We start from the raw sequence: 15,099 nt of genomic DNA on the forward strand, positions 1-15,099 counted from the left end.
TTCATTTACCTAGGCCGACGGACCAGTTTAGGATGACATGGATGGGCGGCAGCGAGCCGTCGGTGCCGCGGCTGATGAACATCAGGCGTTGACCGTCTTTCGAGACTATGTAATCGTCGCCGCGTGGAGCCCTCGCGAGAATGACGTCGAACAAGACCTGCGGCACACCCGCCTCGAATGTACCTCCGGCCTTTACTGACACTGACATCACCTTGCCGTCTGGCTGTACATAGACCAGCTCGTTGCCCTTTTGACTCCAACGCGGGCTAAAGCCGCCATTAGTTGAAACCAACCATTTGTCCGCCGACGCCGGGAATGGTTGGACATAGATCTCGTCCTTACCGGATTCTCCGGATGTATAAACGATGTACTTGCCGTCTGGCGAAAAGAAAGGATCGCGGTCCTCCATTGGAGACTTAAAGAAAACGTACGGCTTTCGCTCGCCATCGAGCGGCAAAACGCAGATATCCCGCTTATCCACGTTATCCAGCAAATTGTAAAGAACAGCGCGACCGTCGGGCGACCAGCTCGATGGAAATACGCGGACGGGCGACTCGAGCAGCACCTCGAGCTCACCCACACCGCTTGCAAGCTTCTTGACCAGGCGGAATTTACCATCGCTAAAATCATTCCAAACAACAAACTTGCTGTCCGGCGACCAGATAGCCTGCGGAGTCTCGCCCGGCGACGTCCCGAGCCGCGAGGTGGTACCACGAAGCGTGTCAAATATAACGAGTTCGTTCAATGTTGACCCGATTGGCCGACGAGCGATAGCAATGAACCTCTCGTCAGGCGAGAGCTCAATGTTGATTATCGGCCCCGGCTGTCCGATCGGTTCTAAGGCTTTGCCTGCTCTGTCATACCAAATCACCTGTCGAGCATCCTCGTTTTCGGTGCTGGGGTCGAAAACTAGATTTCCATTCCCAGAGACCGAAAAAAATGCCCGATTGTTGAAATTTATCCGAATCCGATCGGCTACGCGGAATGGTTCGCCGATAAGCTGCTGAGAAGTAGGATCGAACCCCTGAGCCAGCAGTGAACCGCCACGGGCAAAAAGGATGTAGCCCGAATTTCCGTCCGGCGACGGCGAATAGATCGCGTTTGAGTCAGCCTCGAATAAAAATTTCCGCTCCGGTTTGTCAATCGAGCCTACGTATACTTCGGATCTTGCCTGATCAGCGCTCGTGTTAAGGAATATAAAGCTCCTCCCGTCGGGCAGGAAACGCGGCCACCTGTCCACGCCATCGTTTCGCTGTTCGTAACCCGGGACAGGTTTCGGTTTGCCGCCGGACGACGCGATCTGGTAGAGACCGCTACCGCCTTGAAAATAAACTATCGTCCCATCGCGATTCCAAGTGCCGTCAAATCCGCGAACGTCCGATGGCAGATCGGCAAGTTCCCGAACCGTCCCGTCCACAAGGTCGATACGCTTTAGCTTGCCCGAAGCCTGAAATCCAAGCGACCGGCTGTCAGGTGACCAGAACGCAAAACCTTGAGCCCCCTCGGTCCCGGGCACAAGACGCCCCTCTATAGAATCGGTCGGACGCAGCCAAATGATATTCGCTGCATCTACCGTAACCAGCATCGCAATTTGTCGCCCATCAGGAGAGATGGAGATCTGGCCGTTCCCGGAAAATCGTCCGGGGGGCTGTATCGTGAACGCGGCCCTCATGGATTCTGCGGAGCCAGAAGGCCGATCTGATCGAAAAGAACCTACGGCCAGCACGACGACAGCCAGCAGTAACAGCCCCGCCAACAGCCACGGCAGCCGCTCCCACGACAAGAACCCTGGTAGCTGTATCGTGACCGGACCGCTATGAGCCACCGTCCGGTCGCCCTTAAGCAGGGCAGTAACGTCTTCATCCACGACACGGTCAGCAGACAATATCGCCGTCTTGGGCTCATCCGAAACGCTGCCCTGCACGAGCGGCGTACCGTCATCGAGACAATACAACAGAGTTTCGTCCAGGTAATCCTTTCTACATTCAGGGCATCGTTTCATAAGATTCTACTCCGGTAGATTTACGCGTTTGAGTATTGCCTTAAATCGCGGATCATCACGCAGGGGCCGCATATATATATCGACGCTGATGCGATGCATTTCCCAATCACGTGCCTCTAATGCCTTTTCCAACTCAGCGAACGCTTTGTCCTTCTCACCCAAAGCACCATAGATCGCAGCGATCCGGGCCGTCGGCACCCACTCCGTTTTTGCAAAATCCCGATACCGGGCGATCATTTCCTCCGCCTTGTCGCGGCGTCCGGCTTTGGCATAGGCAAATCCCGCATCACGAATGGCCATTTGGCTATTTGGCTCATCTTGGAGCCATTTCTCACATATAGCAATCGCCTCATCGTACCTACGCATTTCGGTGAGGACCGTTGCAAGTATCCATCGCGAAAGCTGGTGGTTCGGTTCAAGGTCGTGAATCTTTCGCGCCACCTCAAGCGCTTCCTCATTTTGTCCTCGTATAAGGTACGCCCAGGCGACAGTAACCCCCATATTCACATCCAGGGGTTCTGCTTTGAGTCCTTGTTTGATCTCGCTGATGGCTTCGTCAGTTCTGCCGGTGGGGAGCAGATATATTTGACCGTAGCGAAAATGGGCGGAGAAATTATTCGGATCTAGTTCGAGTGCCCGTTTGAACGAGCGTTCGCCCTCAGCCCAGTTCCAGTCATAGATCACCTGTACATAAGCGAGAAAAGTGTGGGCCTCGGATAGCGTCGGATCAATTTCCAATGCTTTTTCGGCTGCGGCTTTTGCTTCAGGAAAGGCCTCCCTTGGAGAAAGGTAAGGATAGGCCGGCATAGTGCCATAGACTTCGGAGAGCCTCGCATATGCCAATGCGAATTTTGGATCGAGCTTGACAGCCTGTTTGAAGTATTCGATGGCGCGGAGCATGTCTTCCTTTGTCCGCTTGGCAAAGCTGTGGCGTCCGCGCATGTAAAGCTGGTAGGCCTCATTACTGTCTGTATATTTTTTGGTTATGCCCGTTTCGTTGCCCGACAACTTCAGCTCGAGCTTTTGCGTGATGGTCGTAGCGATCTCACGCTGCGTGGCCAGCAGATCGGCCATTTTACGGTCATACTGCTCGGCCCAGATCAGTTTTTTTGTGCGTGCGTCGATCAGCTCGACGCTGATCGTCAGATCGTCACCGCGCTGAGCGACGCGGCCGGACATTATCGCATCGACCTCAAGTTCCCTCGCGATCGTCGCCACGTCCGATTGAGAACCTTTATATCTAAGAACGGTGCTCGTAGGACTTACCTTCAGACCGGGAAGCTGAGAAAGACGATAGATGAGCGATTCCGCAAGACCGTCAGAAAGATAATCCGTGTCGGCATTTCCGCTGCGGTTTTCGAACGGAAGAACAGCTATCGAATTTATTTGACCGCTGTCCGAAGCGGTAAAATATCGATATCCAAAGAATCCACCGAGGATGATAACCGCCAGAGCGAGCGGGGCAAACAACAACCGTTTATCTAAACCGCGAGGCTTAGAGACGATATCACCCGTGCCGGTCGGCAAGACCGCGGTCTGGTCTGTCATTTGTATCTGCGCGCGGGTCGGAGCTTCGCCCGGAGATGCCGTCGAGTGCAAGATCGCGGTCTGAGGTTCGTTGGACGGGAACCCGGTCGCTACCGCTCCCGGTTCTGACCTTGCCGGGCCGTAGAGCAACTCTGCTCCGTCATCGAGACAGAACATCATCGTATTGTCGTACTCGCGGCCGCACTCAGGGCAACGTTTCATAGATGTTTAGTGGAGCAATGCGGCTTCAATCCGAAATACGCCCCTCGGCATATTTGTGCAAAACGCTTGATATGAGCGTTTGGTACGGTATTCCTTCGGCGAGTGCTCGCTTTTGCAAGGCACGGAGATCACGCGAAGCGATGCGGATGTTTATCCGAGCATCCTTTTTGAACGTGCTTTCGGCTACTTTGCGATGCCGCGCCAGCTCCTTTTTCTCGGACGGCACTGCTTTCGTTCGTCCGCTTTCGTAAGCGGCTAGTATTTCTTTCTCTTCGGGGTTCAATTTACTCATTGTCATCTCCAAGATACTTTTTTGTCGCTTTCCGGCTCGGGATTATGGTCTTAAGAAAGATCTCATCGTCGTTCTCGACGAAGGGAACGAGATATACATATTCCTCGACACGAACCACGATAACCTGCTGTCCCGGATACTTTTCCTGTTTCGGATGTTCGAATATCTCGACCGCGTCGCCCGCCTCTATGTGAAAAACGACGTCCTCAAAACAGATGCCACGCTCTTTCCTGAGCAGCTCATTCTTTTCCGGATTCCAGGCGTAAGTTTTCACATTCTCAATGTATCACAATGTGTGCCGAATGTCATCAATCCGGCAGATTCATCCGTTTCAGAAGATCCTTATATCGTGGGTCGTCGCGGAGTGGTTTGAGCATTGGTTCCGTCTTCATTAGGACCGACATTCGCCAATCGCGTTCTTGAAACGCGGTTTGCGGTTCGTCCGACGGGAACCCAGTCGCTATCGCTCCCGGTTCTGACCTTGCCGGGCCGTAGAGCAACTCTGCTCCGTCATCGAGACAGAACATCATCGTGTTGTCGTATTCTCGTCCGCATCGTGGGCATCGTTTCATATTACCTATTCCGCTGCCTACTTCATTTTCCAAACCCGCTGATCAAGACGACGTCTTTGGACGTGGAGCCGCGTGAGAAGAGGGTTGGCTTGCCGTCGCGGGAGAGGTCGAACGACGCGATCTGATCGGTCGTGAAATTGGTCAATTGTTTTGGTGCTCCGCCGTCGATCGGCATACTCCAGATATTCGAGACGCCGTCGCGGGTGACGATGTACGCGAGCGAGCGGCCATCGGGCAGCCAACGGAGAACCCTACCTTCTGCCGTACTTGTTATTAGTCGGACAGCGTTGTAACCGGCGGGAGCCTCAAGGGACTTGGTCGGTTGTCCGCCTTCAAACGGAATGATGGCTATCTTAAGCGGCGAGTTCTGCTGCTCACGGTAGGAGAAGGCAATCGACTTTCCGTCGGGCGAGACGGCCGCTCTTCCTGAACTGTAGTCAGTGAGCCGCACCGGTTCACCACCGTCGATCGAGACCTTCCACAACCCATTTTCTCCCGGATTCGAGATCTCATAGACAACCCAACGCCCATCAGGTGAGATATCGGGAAAGCTTCCTTTTTCTGTCAGCTGTTTTGGGTTGCCGCCATCGATATCCATACGCCAAATGCTCTGGTTCTCAACAAAAACGATGTAGCGGCCATCGGGCGAGACCACCAGATTCGCACCACGGGTTTGCGTCAATTGCCGTGGATTGCTGCCGTCTCCGTCCATGATCCAAACGCTTGGAGAAATACCGCTCAAAAGGTTGTATACGATCTTCCCGTCCGGCGTCCAACGAAGCCCGAATTGGCCTTCATATTTATTCGGGCCCCTCGTCACATGCTTTAGGCTTCCTGCTGTACCGTCCGGTGCGATCCAAATGTTTACGACCCGCTCCTCCTGCACTGTCACCATTGAAGCAGAGTCGGCCGTAAGGCTCAGGTCGTAATAGACATTAAAGTCGTTAGTGATCTTTCGCCCTTCGCCGTCCGGGTAGGAGAATTGATAAACCTGATTCGTGAGTGTGCCAAGCTCGGAGCAGGCGGTGATTAGTCCGCGGCCATCCGCAAGCCACGCAACCCGGCTTACATTTGACCACTTCTGGGGACCAATTGGCGTGATCGAGCCATCTTCGACGTTTATCGCAACTATATTTTGGTAGCTCCCGCTCCCGTCATTATTCGCAAGTCCAGTAGCAATGACCTTTCCGTCCGGCGACCATGCCGGCCCGGTTTCCCTAAAGCCGTTAGGACCGTTAGTGGTCGCAAGCGGTTGCTCTCCTGTACCATCAGCGTTGGCGATGATCATTGTGCGTTCGCCTACCTGAGTGCGGACAAACGCGATCCGCTGGCCGTCAGGCGAGAATGTGACGGGACTGTTGACATGCGAGTTCAGCTTTTTTGGATCACCGCCTAAAACGGGCACCTGATAAAGAACGTAGTTCGGTTCGCCGATCCCTCTTCTGATGAAATAGATGTAGCTGCCGTCAGGCGAGAAGGTCATCCGTCCATAAACCAGCTCGGCGGGCGGGATGATCTGTACATTGCTGCCGGTGGCGATGTGCCTAACCCAGAGGCTCTGCTGGCCGTCTTCCTTTACATGTACGACGTACTTGCCGTCCGGCGAGATCGCCGCACTTCCCGCCTTGCCGTTGTCGGTGAGCTTTGTGATCTTCATCGAGTCGAACGACAACTCCGGGCCGGATTGCTTTCCACTCGCGAATTTGTAAATAGCAAAACCGATCCCGGCGACGATGAGAACCGCAAGCACTGCAAACAGCGGCTTCGCCGCCCTATTTGCGGAGAAGCCCTGCTTCTCCGGCATCCCACCCAAAGATTCCCGAGGCTCCGCCTCCGCCCCACTCGGAAACACCGCGGTCTGCTCCGTAGTGTGAATCTGCGCCCGAGTCGGAGCCTCGCCCGGTGCAGCGGTCGAGTGCAAGATCGCGGTCTGCGGCTCGTCGAACGACTTCGGTCCGAAAAGAAGCTCAGCTCCGTCGTCGAGACAGAAGCTCATCGAATCATCGTTATAGTCTCTACCGCATTCAGGGCATCGTTTCATAAGATTCTATTCCGGCAGATTCGCTCGTTTCAGGATCGCCTTGAATCGCGGGTCGTCGCGGAGTTCGTCAAACTCGGGGTTGATCGCAAAGTGGTAGGAATGATGCCAACGGTCGGCAATGGTTCTTTCCATCCAGGTCAAAGCCTCTTCCTTGTCGCCGAGTGCAGCAGAAGCCTGAGCTGCCGAAAAGGCCGAAACATTCCCGTTTGCCGCCTCAGCTTTAAGCTCGTTGAGGATCTCCAGTGCCTTAGCCCTCTGACCCGATCTGATCATGGCAACAGCCAGGGCGCCGATTACCCGCCGACGTGCGGCCGGGGTTGTCGCTTTCTGAAATTCGGCTATGGCTTCCTGTTCCATGCCCTTGTACAAATACGCCTTGCCCAAATAAAAATGAGCGGCGGAGAAATTCGGGTCGAGTCTTAGAGTTTCGTTCAATTGGACGACCGCCTCATCATATCGCCCAGCAGAAACAAACGTGTTTCCGACCTCGGCGCTTGAGATCAGCGACAACGGGTCGAGGTCTCTCGCGATCTTTGCTTCAGTAATTGCCTCATCAAAACGCTTTTGCCACGAAAGAACAACTGCGAGCCATGAGTGGGCGGTCACGTATTTGGGATTTAGTTCGATGGCCCGGCGAAGTTCCTTCTCACCACCGGCAGGATCAAACTCATAGTCATTCAAATAGCGGCCAAGTGCAGCGTGGGCCTCCGCCAGCGTATCGTCCAATTCCAGAGCCCGAAGGGCCGCTGCTTTTGCCTGCGGCATACTCTCCTTTGGCGCGCCCGCCAGATAACTCGGAAACAACACATACGTTTCAGCGAGGCCTGCATAGGCAAGAGCAAATGCGGGGTCTTTTTCGATCGCTTGCTTGTAAAACTCGACCGCCTGTTTGAGCGACTCGGCGTTTCGCTTATTCCACGCAAAGCGGCCTTTCAGATACAACTGGTACGCTTCGTTATTGTTTGTGTATTTCTTTGTGAGGCCCGTCTCTTCGCCGGATAGCTTCAATTGCAGCTTTTGCGTTATCGTCGCCGCGATCTCACGCTGGGTTGAGAGCAGTTCCGACATTTTGCGTTCGTACTGCTCACCCCACAGCAGTTTGTTGTTTCGCACATCAACAAGCTCGACGCTGATCGTCAGATTGTCGCCGATCTGCGCCAGCCGTCCCGTCATCACCGCATCGACGCCAAGCTCGCTCGCAATGGTCGCAACCTTGGTGTCTTTTCCCTTGTATTGAATGACCGAACTCGTCGGGCTGACCTTCAGATCCGGCAGCTGCGAAAGCCGATAGATCAGCGATTCGGCCAAACCATCGGAAAGATACTCTGAATTCGGGTCACCGCTCCTGTTCTGAAACGGCAAAACCGCGATCGAGTTGATAGAACCGGAATTTGAGGAGTTAATGTATCGATAGCCGAAGAACCCGCCAACGAGAACTAGAACAGCCACGGCCAAAGCTGCCAGCGACTTGGCTCGCCGAGCGGAAACGCTATGCTCTTCCGGCAGGCCTCCCAAAGATTCTGGAGGCTCCGCCTCCGCTCCTGTGCTTAGAATGGCGGTCTGCTCCGTTGTATGAATCTGCGCACGAGTCGGAGCTTCGCCCGGAGCGGCGGTTGAGTGCAAGATCGCGGTTTGTGGTTCGTCCGTCGGGAACCCATTCGCTATCGTTCCCGGTTCTGACTTTGCCGGGCCGAAGAGCAGTTCGGAGCCGTCATCGAGACAGAAGCTCATCGAATCATCGTTGTAATCTCTACCGCATTCGGGGCATTTCTTCATAACCTACAATTTTCGATCTCGGCGATCAGTCTAACCTTGATTGCTCTACTTTTCGGATCAGGGCTGCGAAACGCGGATCATCGCGAAGGTCGTCCCAAATAACGAATAAGGAAAATACTATCGGGCGTGACGCCCGTTCGGCTACTTCCTTCTCCAGGATCAAAAAGGCTTTGTCCTTTTCACCGAGGGCACCATAAGCTATGGCTAGGCCAGAGCTGGAAACATAACGGCGCTCAGATTCTGACTGTAACGCAGCAAGCAATTCGGCGGCCTCGCCTCGCTCACCGGCCTTTACGAGCGATTGGATCAGAAGTGCCTTCGCAAATGGATGATCACTGCCCGCCAGGGCTCTCCGATGCGCGGCGACGGCTTCCGCGTACTGCTTCTTACCGTAATAAGCGAAACCTAAATACCAACTGGTGACCCAGAAATCCGGATCGAGAGCCGCAACCTGGTTTAGCTGCGCGATCGCCTCATCAAAACGACGTGCTCGAATAAAAATAAGGCCCAGATCCGCGCCGATGATCGGTGATACGGGGTCAAGTTCCTCCGCCCGCTTTCCTGCAGCAATTGCCTCATCAAATCGTCCCGCTGCCGACAGGCATTCAATGCCGAACTGATGGTGAGCATAAGCGTAGTTCGGATTAAGCTCGATCGCGCGGCGAAACTCTTTTTCCGACGCCGGAAGATTCCACGCGAAATTGGAATAATAGATCCCGAGGGCGACATGAGCTTCAGCTAGTGAATCGTCCAATTCGATGGCTCTGAGAGCAGCCGCTTTCGCCTTCGGCATGCAGTCCATCGGCTGCGCAACGCTGTAGTTGGGGAAGAGCACGTAAGTTTCGGCCAACGCTGAGTAGGCAAGCGCGTAATTCGGGTCCTTTGCGATCGCCTGTTCGAAAAACGCGGCCGCTTGTTTGAGTGATTCTCCGGTCCGCCTATTCCATTGGAACCGCCCTTTGAGATAGAGCTGGTATGCCTCGGGATCTACCGTGTAGGTCCTTTGAACCTTCGCAACATCGGCTCCTGACAGTCTTGATTTCAGGTTGTTCGAGACATCACGGGCGATCTCGCTTTGCAGTGACACGAGGTCGGTTTGCTTTCGGGTGTATTGCTGGCTCCAGATGGCGTTTTCGGTGGCGACATCTACCAATTCCAGACTCACGGTCAACTGGTCGCCGCGTTGAGCAACCCGGCCGTTCAAGATCGCCTGAACGTTCAATTCGCTGCCTAGAGTTTTCGCGTCCGTCTCTTTCCCCTTGTAACGGAAAACGGAAGAACGTGCCTTAACGTTCAGATCAGGCACCTTGGTCAGGCTCCCGATCAACGTCTCTGTCATTCCGTCGCTTAAATACTCGACATCCGGATTGCCGCTCTCATTAGTAAACGGCATCACGGCGATGGAATTGATCTGTGTCGAACCAAATGGCCCCAGATATCGATAACCGAAATAACCGCCAACTGCGATCAGTATCGCCAACAATGGTGCCGCGATCAACCGCTTATCAAATCCGCGAGGCTTCGCGGCAACATCGGCTGTGCCTGCCGGCAATACCGCCGTCTGATCGGTCATGTGGATCTGCGCTCGGGTGGCCGCTTCGGCCGGTGGCGTGGTCTCGTGCAGTATCGCCGTCTGTGGCTCGTCGGGCGAAGGCACCGAGCCCTGAAGCAGCGCAGTTCCATCTTCCAGACAAAACGCTAGCGTATCGTCGTAATAATCCCGTCTGCATTCAGGGCATCGTTTCATAAAATTCTATTCCGGCAGATTTAGCTGTTTCAGCATGGCCCTGAATCGAGGTTCCGTGCGCAGATCATCAAGCTCGCCCGCAGTGGCGAAGTAACGGGTGGCTGATCCGCGTTCCTCGACTTCCTTTTCAATCCAGTCGAGAGCCTTCTCTTTTTCCCCAAGCCCGATGTGGATCATTCCAAACGAAAAACTTTGAACATAACGACCAGTTGAATCCTGCTTCATCTCTTCGAGCATTTTTTTCGCTCCGTCACGGTCGCCGGATAGTGCCAGCCATAGTCCTATATAACCTTTTGTCGACGGATCAGGGTCCAAGTCGAAAGCTCTTCGCGTTTCGTTTAATGCCTCGGGATACATACCTTTCAGGCCGTAGACCTCGCCCAGCGCAAAGTGTGCCAATGCAAAATCAGGATCGGCGGAAAGTAAACGTTTATAAACGGCGATCCCTTCGTCATAACGCCGGTCGGCAACCAGCGTATCCCCAACATTTAGCGCAATGATCGACGAAAGCGGATCAAGTTCTTCTGCCCGTTTCAACTCAACCAAGGCCTCATCAAACCTCTTGACAGAAGCAAGCAAGTTACCAAGCCACTGATGAGCGGTCGGATAGTTTGGATTTAGCTCGATCGCACGGCGAAACTCCTTTTCCGCACCGACACGGTCAAATTCATAGTGGACAAGATATTCCGCGAGGGCGGTGTGTGCCGCGGCAAGGGAATCGTCCAGTTCAAGTGCCCGTAGGGCTGCCGCCTTTGCCTTCGGCATACTGTCCTTCGCCGTGGCAACGGTGTAGCTCGAAAAAATGACATAGGTCTCAGCCAATCCCGAATAGGCTAGCGCGTAGTTCGGATCTTTTTCGATCGCCTGCCTGAAGAAATCGGCCGCCTGCTTGATCGCCGGGCCGGTTCGTTTGTTCCAGGCAAATCGGCCTTTCAAATAAAGCTGGTAGGCTTCTGGATTTGCCGTGTAGGTCTTTTCAACTTTGGCTGAATCGGCGCCCGTTAGTTTCGATTTAAGCTTCGCCGAAACGTCACGGGCGACCTCGCTCTGCAATGCCACGAGATCCGAGCCCTTTCGCTCATATTTATTGCCCCAAATTGTGTTCTCGGTCAGCCCGTCGATAAGCTCCACGCTCAGCGTCAACTGATCGCCCCGTTGGACAACTCGGCCGGTCAGGATCGCCTGAACACCTAACTCCGACGCCACCTTCTTCGGATCGATCTCTTTACCCTTATACCGGAAGACGGACGAACGGGCCTTCACGCTGAGGTTCGCAATCTGCGACAGGCTGTTGATCAGCGTCTCGGTCATGCCGTCAGAAAGAAACTCCGTGTCCGGATTACCGCTTTCGTTGACAAACGGCATCACGGCGATGGAATTGATCTGATTGGCTGGAGTGAAGTATCGATATCCGAAAAATCCGCCGAGGACGATGACTGCAAGTGCCAGCGGAGCAAACAACAAACGTTTATCGAAACCGCGAGGCTGAGGGACAATATCGCCCGTGTTCGCAGGCAAGATCGCCGTCTGGTCTGTCATCTGTATCTGCGCGCGGGTCGGAGCTTCGCCCTGAGCCGCTGTCGAATGCAGGATCGCCGTCGTCGGTTCGTCCATCGATGCCGGGCCGTAAAGCAATTCAGCTCCGTCATCGAGACAGAACATCATCGTATTGTCGTATTCACGACCGCATTCAGGGCATCGTTTCATAAGTCCCTATTCCGGCAGACCCATCCGTTTCAGCAGATCCTTGTATCGCGGGTCATCGCGGAGCGGGTCGAACAGCGGTTCGACCTTGGCCCATCTAAACCATGAATCACGCTGTTCGATCGATTTATCCAACTCGGCAAAAGCTCTGTCTTTTTCTCCCATCGCACCGAAGACCACCGCAACAAAGCTTGGAATGACATACTGAGTTTTTGATATTTCGCGAAATTTTTCGATGACGCTCTCGGCATCCGCTCGTCGTCCGGACCGCCCGTATGCATAACCGGCCACCATAAGCATTTGCTGATTATTCGGATCGTCCTTGAGTGCGTTTTCGCTAAGAGCGATCGCTTCAGCGTATTGTGAGACTGCATTAAGCGTCATTCCATACAATAGCCGCGCGATAACGAAGGTCGGATCGGCTTCGTACGCTCGCCTTGCCTGAGTGAGCGCACGGTCGCGTTGTCCGTCATACAAATAATGCCGTCCGAGATTCGCGACCATGTTCGGATCGAGTGGCTCAAGCTCCAACGCCCGCTCGACTTCGGCGAGAGCCTCTTTTGTCCGACCGACGGAAATAAGATACTCGGACGCATACCTATAGTGAGCTGTAGCGCTATTTGGATCGAGTTCGAGCGCGCGTTTGAATTCGCGTTCAGCTTCCGGCCAGTTCCGGTCGAGCGAGGTGAGCGTGTTACCCATTGCCGTGTGAGCTTCCGACAATGTTGGATCGAGCGCGATCGCACGCTCCGCAGCCGCTTTCGCTTTTGGAAAGGCCTCCATTGGCGAAGCATACGGATAGTTCGGCATCTGGTTGTATGCCTCGGCGATCCGCGCGTAGGCAAGGGCAAAATTTGGGTCAAGCTTTATTGCCTGCTCAAAGCTTTCGATAGCCTTGTTAAAGTCATCCCTGTTTCGCCGGGCAAAATGGTATCGCCCTTTTAGATACAGCTGGTATGCCTCGCTGCTTTCGGTGTATTTTTTTGCGATCCCTCTTTCGTCGCCTGTCAGCTTCAGTTGCAGCTTTTGTGTTATCGTAGTCGCGATCTCGCGCTGAGTTGCAAGCAGATCGGCCATCTTGCGGTCATATTGCTCGGCCCATAGAACCTTCCCTGCTTTGACATCTATCAATTGAACGCTGATGTTAAGATTATCGCCGATCTGAGACAGCCTTCCGGTCATAACCGCATCGACGCCGAGTTCGTTTGCCACCTTTGCAGCGTCGCTCGCCATGCCTTTATATCTCATCACTGAACTCGTCGGACTGACTTTTAGATTTGGCAATTGGGAAAGACGATAGATAAGCGAATCCGCCAAGCCATCCGAAAGATAATCGGTGTCAGCACTGCCGCTGCGGTTTTCGAATGGAAGTACCGCGATGGAATCGATCTGGCCAGTGTTAGACGGAGCCAGATAGCGATAGGCACCAAACCCACCGAGGACGATCGCTGCCAAAACAATCGGAGCAAGCAACAACCGCTTATCAAAACCACCGGCTTTCTTAGTTGTCTCGGCCCCCGGGTGCGAAACGGAAGTTCGATCGGTCGTGTCTATCTGTGCCCGAGTTGGAGCTTCGCCCTGAGCGGCGGTCGAGTGCAATATCGCCGTCGCCGGTTCGTCGTCGCCGAACTGGCCGCCCGCTGACGCCGACCGGTCTGACCTTGCCGGACCGTAGAGTAGTTCGGCTCCGTCATCGAGACAGAACATCATCGTATTGTCGTACTCGCGGCCGCACTCAGGGCATCGTTTCATAAAATTCTGCTTGGTGGATCAGAATGATCCTGTTACCACTCTGACCTCGTCACGTCACGCACCGAACTGCCTTAGATGGTGGTCGATATGCTTATGGGCGATCAATGCCCATTGCTTGGCCGACAACCTTCCAAAGAATGGATGTTCGCGGCAATCGTGCGTTTCAGAAAGTGTTCCAAGTCTTTTGATCGCCTCGATCACCAATGCTCGATCTTCGTCAAAACCTTTCGGCGGACGCCCGTCCTGCAGCTGGTCGACCTCACGAGGCATTTTGACATCTTTCGGCATCGGAAGCAGATATATCACCAATGGCTTTATGATCGTTCGTGAAAACAGATTGCTGCGATCAGGCACCGTTCTGACGAACGGCCATTCGGAGGTTTGAGCCAAATGCGAAAGCATCTGCTCGACGTTCATCTTTCCCCACAAGGGCTGGGCCCCGCTATCAAGGCCGTTCAAACGCCTGATCATTTCGGCCCGGTCATTTTCATTTCTAATTGTTTTCATAATCCCAGGCACGTCACCGTTTGAAAATCGCGCCTGCATTCAGGGCATCGTGTCATAGGTTTTAGAGACGGATTTGAGCGCTTTATTCTAACTTATTAACTGCCATTTGGTGCGCGTATATGCGATCTGAAATCCATTGCGCTGGGCGTTCTTTTGCGATTGACTTCCGGGGGCAGCGCCCATCATCGCCATTTCGCAGCCCTTTTCGGCCGCGAGCGTAAGGCGGGCACTCAAAAGAGCATTCTGCGCACCTCGATTTCGGCCTTCCGGGATCGTACTCGCTCCGGCAAGAAAAGCGATCTCATCAAAAACGAACAGCATTCCGGTAGCGATCGGACGGTCTCCCAACTCACCAATGAATGGGTAGGCACCCGAACACTGCGCGCTTACACGGCCAAACTTCAACATGAAATCAGCCAACGCCGCGTCCTCGGTCGTCCATGCATCAGCTGACGTCGTCGCCCAAAGTTCCGCCTCGCTCGGCTCGATCACGCGCGTCTTCACCTCGGAGCCCGAATTCGGGGTCCGATCGACGGACTTTCCAAGCATCCGAAATAGAACGTTCGTTAATTCGATCGGGCGATACCCGCGTTCTCCGAGCAGGGTCATAAGCGACGGATCGGTCATCGGGCTCACCTCGTGAAAAACCGGTGCGTTGCGGCTCTGAAAAAACTCCTCGATCTCGTCTAGCTGGCCAGCGGTAGTTGGTGTAAAAAGCCCGAGCCCGAACGTCTGCGTGAGCGGCGACTCAATGCCGTCGTAGATGAGATGAGCACCGCCGATCGTGCGCCATGCTGATGTGCTTGTTGGATCCAGACGAACTCGGGTTTGGGCAAAGTCGGTGCTCGTGCGCCCTTCTGTATGTTCGAGCTTCTGCGATAGGGACCTATCTGAATAGAGCATATTTCAACCGATCAAGAGCAATGTTCACACGAAGACGCGCTATCGCACACCAAC

Annotated in this window: 12 protein-coding genes; all 12 read right to left on the reverse strand. The window is 54.2% G+C overall.

What is annotated here, in order from left to right; all coding sequences use genetic code 11:
- Position 1: 1 nt before the first annotated feature.
- Entirely contained in the window at positions 2-2,002 is a 2,001-nt protein-coding gene (locus IPM28_07790; GenBank protein ID MBK9172894.1) for a PD40 domain-containing protein, read from the reverse strand.
- A 6-nt stretch (positions 2,003-2,008) separates the two neighbouring features.
- Positions 2,009-3,751 carry a tetratricopeptide repeat protein gene (locus IPM28_07795; protein ID MBK9172895.1) on the reverse strand — a complete coding sequence of 581 codons (1,743 nt, stop codon included), beginning with the start codon at positions 3,749-3,751 and terminating at the stop codon, positions 2,009-2,011.
- A gap of 25 nt (positions 3,752-3,776) precedes the next feature.
- A complete protein-coding gene (locus IPM28_07800; protein MBK9172896.1) occupies positions 3,777-4,043 on the reverse strand; it encodes an antitoxin in 267 nt (88 codons plus the stop codon).
- Positions 4,036-4,317: a BrnT family toxin gene (locus tag IPM28_07805; protein ID MBK9172897.1), complete on the reverse strand. Its 282-nt coding sequence runs from the start codon at positions 4,315-4,317 to the stop codon at positions 4,036-4,038. The genes IPM28_07800 and IPM28_07805 overlap by 8 nt, the downstream gene beginning before the upstream one ends.
- 34 nt (positions 4,318-4,351) lie before the next feature.
- Complete coding sequence (locus IPM28_07810; protein MBK9172898.1) at positions 4,352-4,615, reverse strand: hypothetical protein; 264 nt, start codon at positions 4,613-4,615, stop codon at positions 4,352-4,354.
- A gap of 22 nt (positions 4,616-4,637) precedes the next feature.
- Positions 4,638-6,656, reverse strand: a complete 2,019-nt coding sequence (locus IPM28_07815) for a PD40 domain-containing protein (protein ID MBK9172899.1) — start codon at positions 6,654-6,656, stop codon at positions 4,638-4,640.
- A gap of 6 nt (positions 6,657-6,662) precedes the next feature.
- Positions 6,663-8,432, reverse strand: a complete 1,770-nt coding sequence (locus IPM28_07820; GenBank protein MBK9172900.1) for a tetratricopeptide repeat protein — start codon at positions 8,430-8,432, stop codon at positions 6,663-6,665.
- A gap of 25 nt (positions 8,433-8,457) precedes the next feature.
- Positions 8,458-10,179 (reverse strand): tetratricopeptide repeat protein, encoded by a 1,722-nt coding sequence (locus tag IPM28_07825; protein MBK9172901.1) that lies wholly within the window; start codon positions 10,177-10,179, stop codon positions 8,458-8,460.
- A 6-nt stretch (positions 10,180-10,185) separates the two neighbouring features.
- Positions 10,186-11,886 (reverse strand): tetratricopeptide repeat protein, encoded by a 1,701-nt coding sequence (locus IPM28_07830; GenBank protein ID MBK9172902.1) that lies wholly within the window; start codon positions 11,884-11,886, stop codon positions 10,186-10,188.
- Between the two features lie 6 nt (positions 11,887-11,892).
- Positions 11,893-13,635, reverse strand: coding sequence for a tetratricopeptide repeat protein (locus IPM28_07835; GenBank protein MBK9172903.1), 1,743 nt, complete (start codon positions 13,633-13,635; stop codon positions 11,893-11,895).
- 54 nt (positions 13,636-13,689) lie between these two features.
- A complete protein-coding gene (locus IPM28_07840) occupies positions 13,690-14,142 on the reverse strand; it encodes a DUF1569 domain-containing protein (protein ID MBK9172904.1) in 453 nt (150 codons plus the stop codon).
- 87 nt (positions 14,143-14,229) lie between these two features.
- Positions 14,230-15,045, reverse strand: coding sequence for a GNAT family N-acetyltransferase (locus IPM28_07845; GenBank protein ID MBK9172905.1), 816 nt, complete (start codon positions 15,043-15,045; stop codon positions 14,230-14,232).
- Between the last annotated feature and the right edge of the window lie 54 nt (positions 15,046-15,099).

This window comes from Chloracidobacterium sp. (assembly GCA_016716305.1).
Classification (GTDB): domain Bacteria; phylum Acidobacteriota; class Blastocatellia; order Pyrinomonadales; family Pyrinomonadaceae; genus OLB17.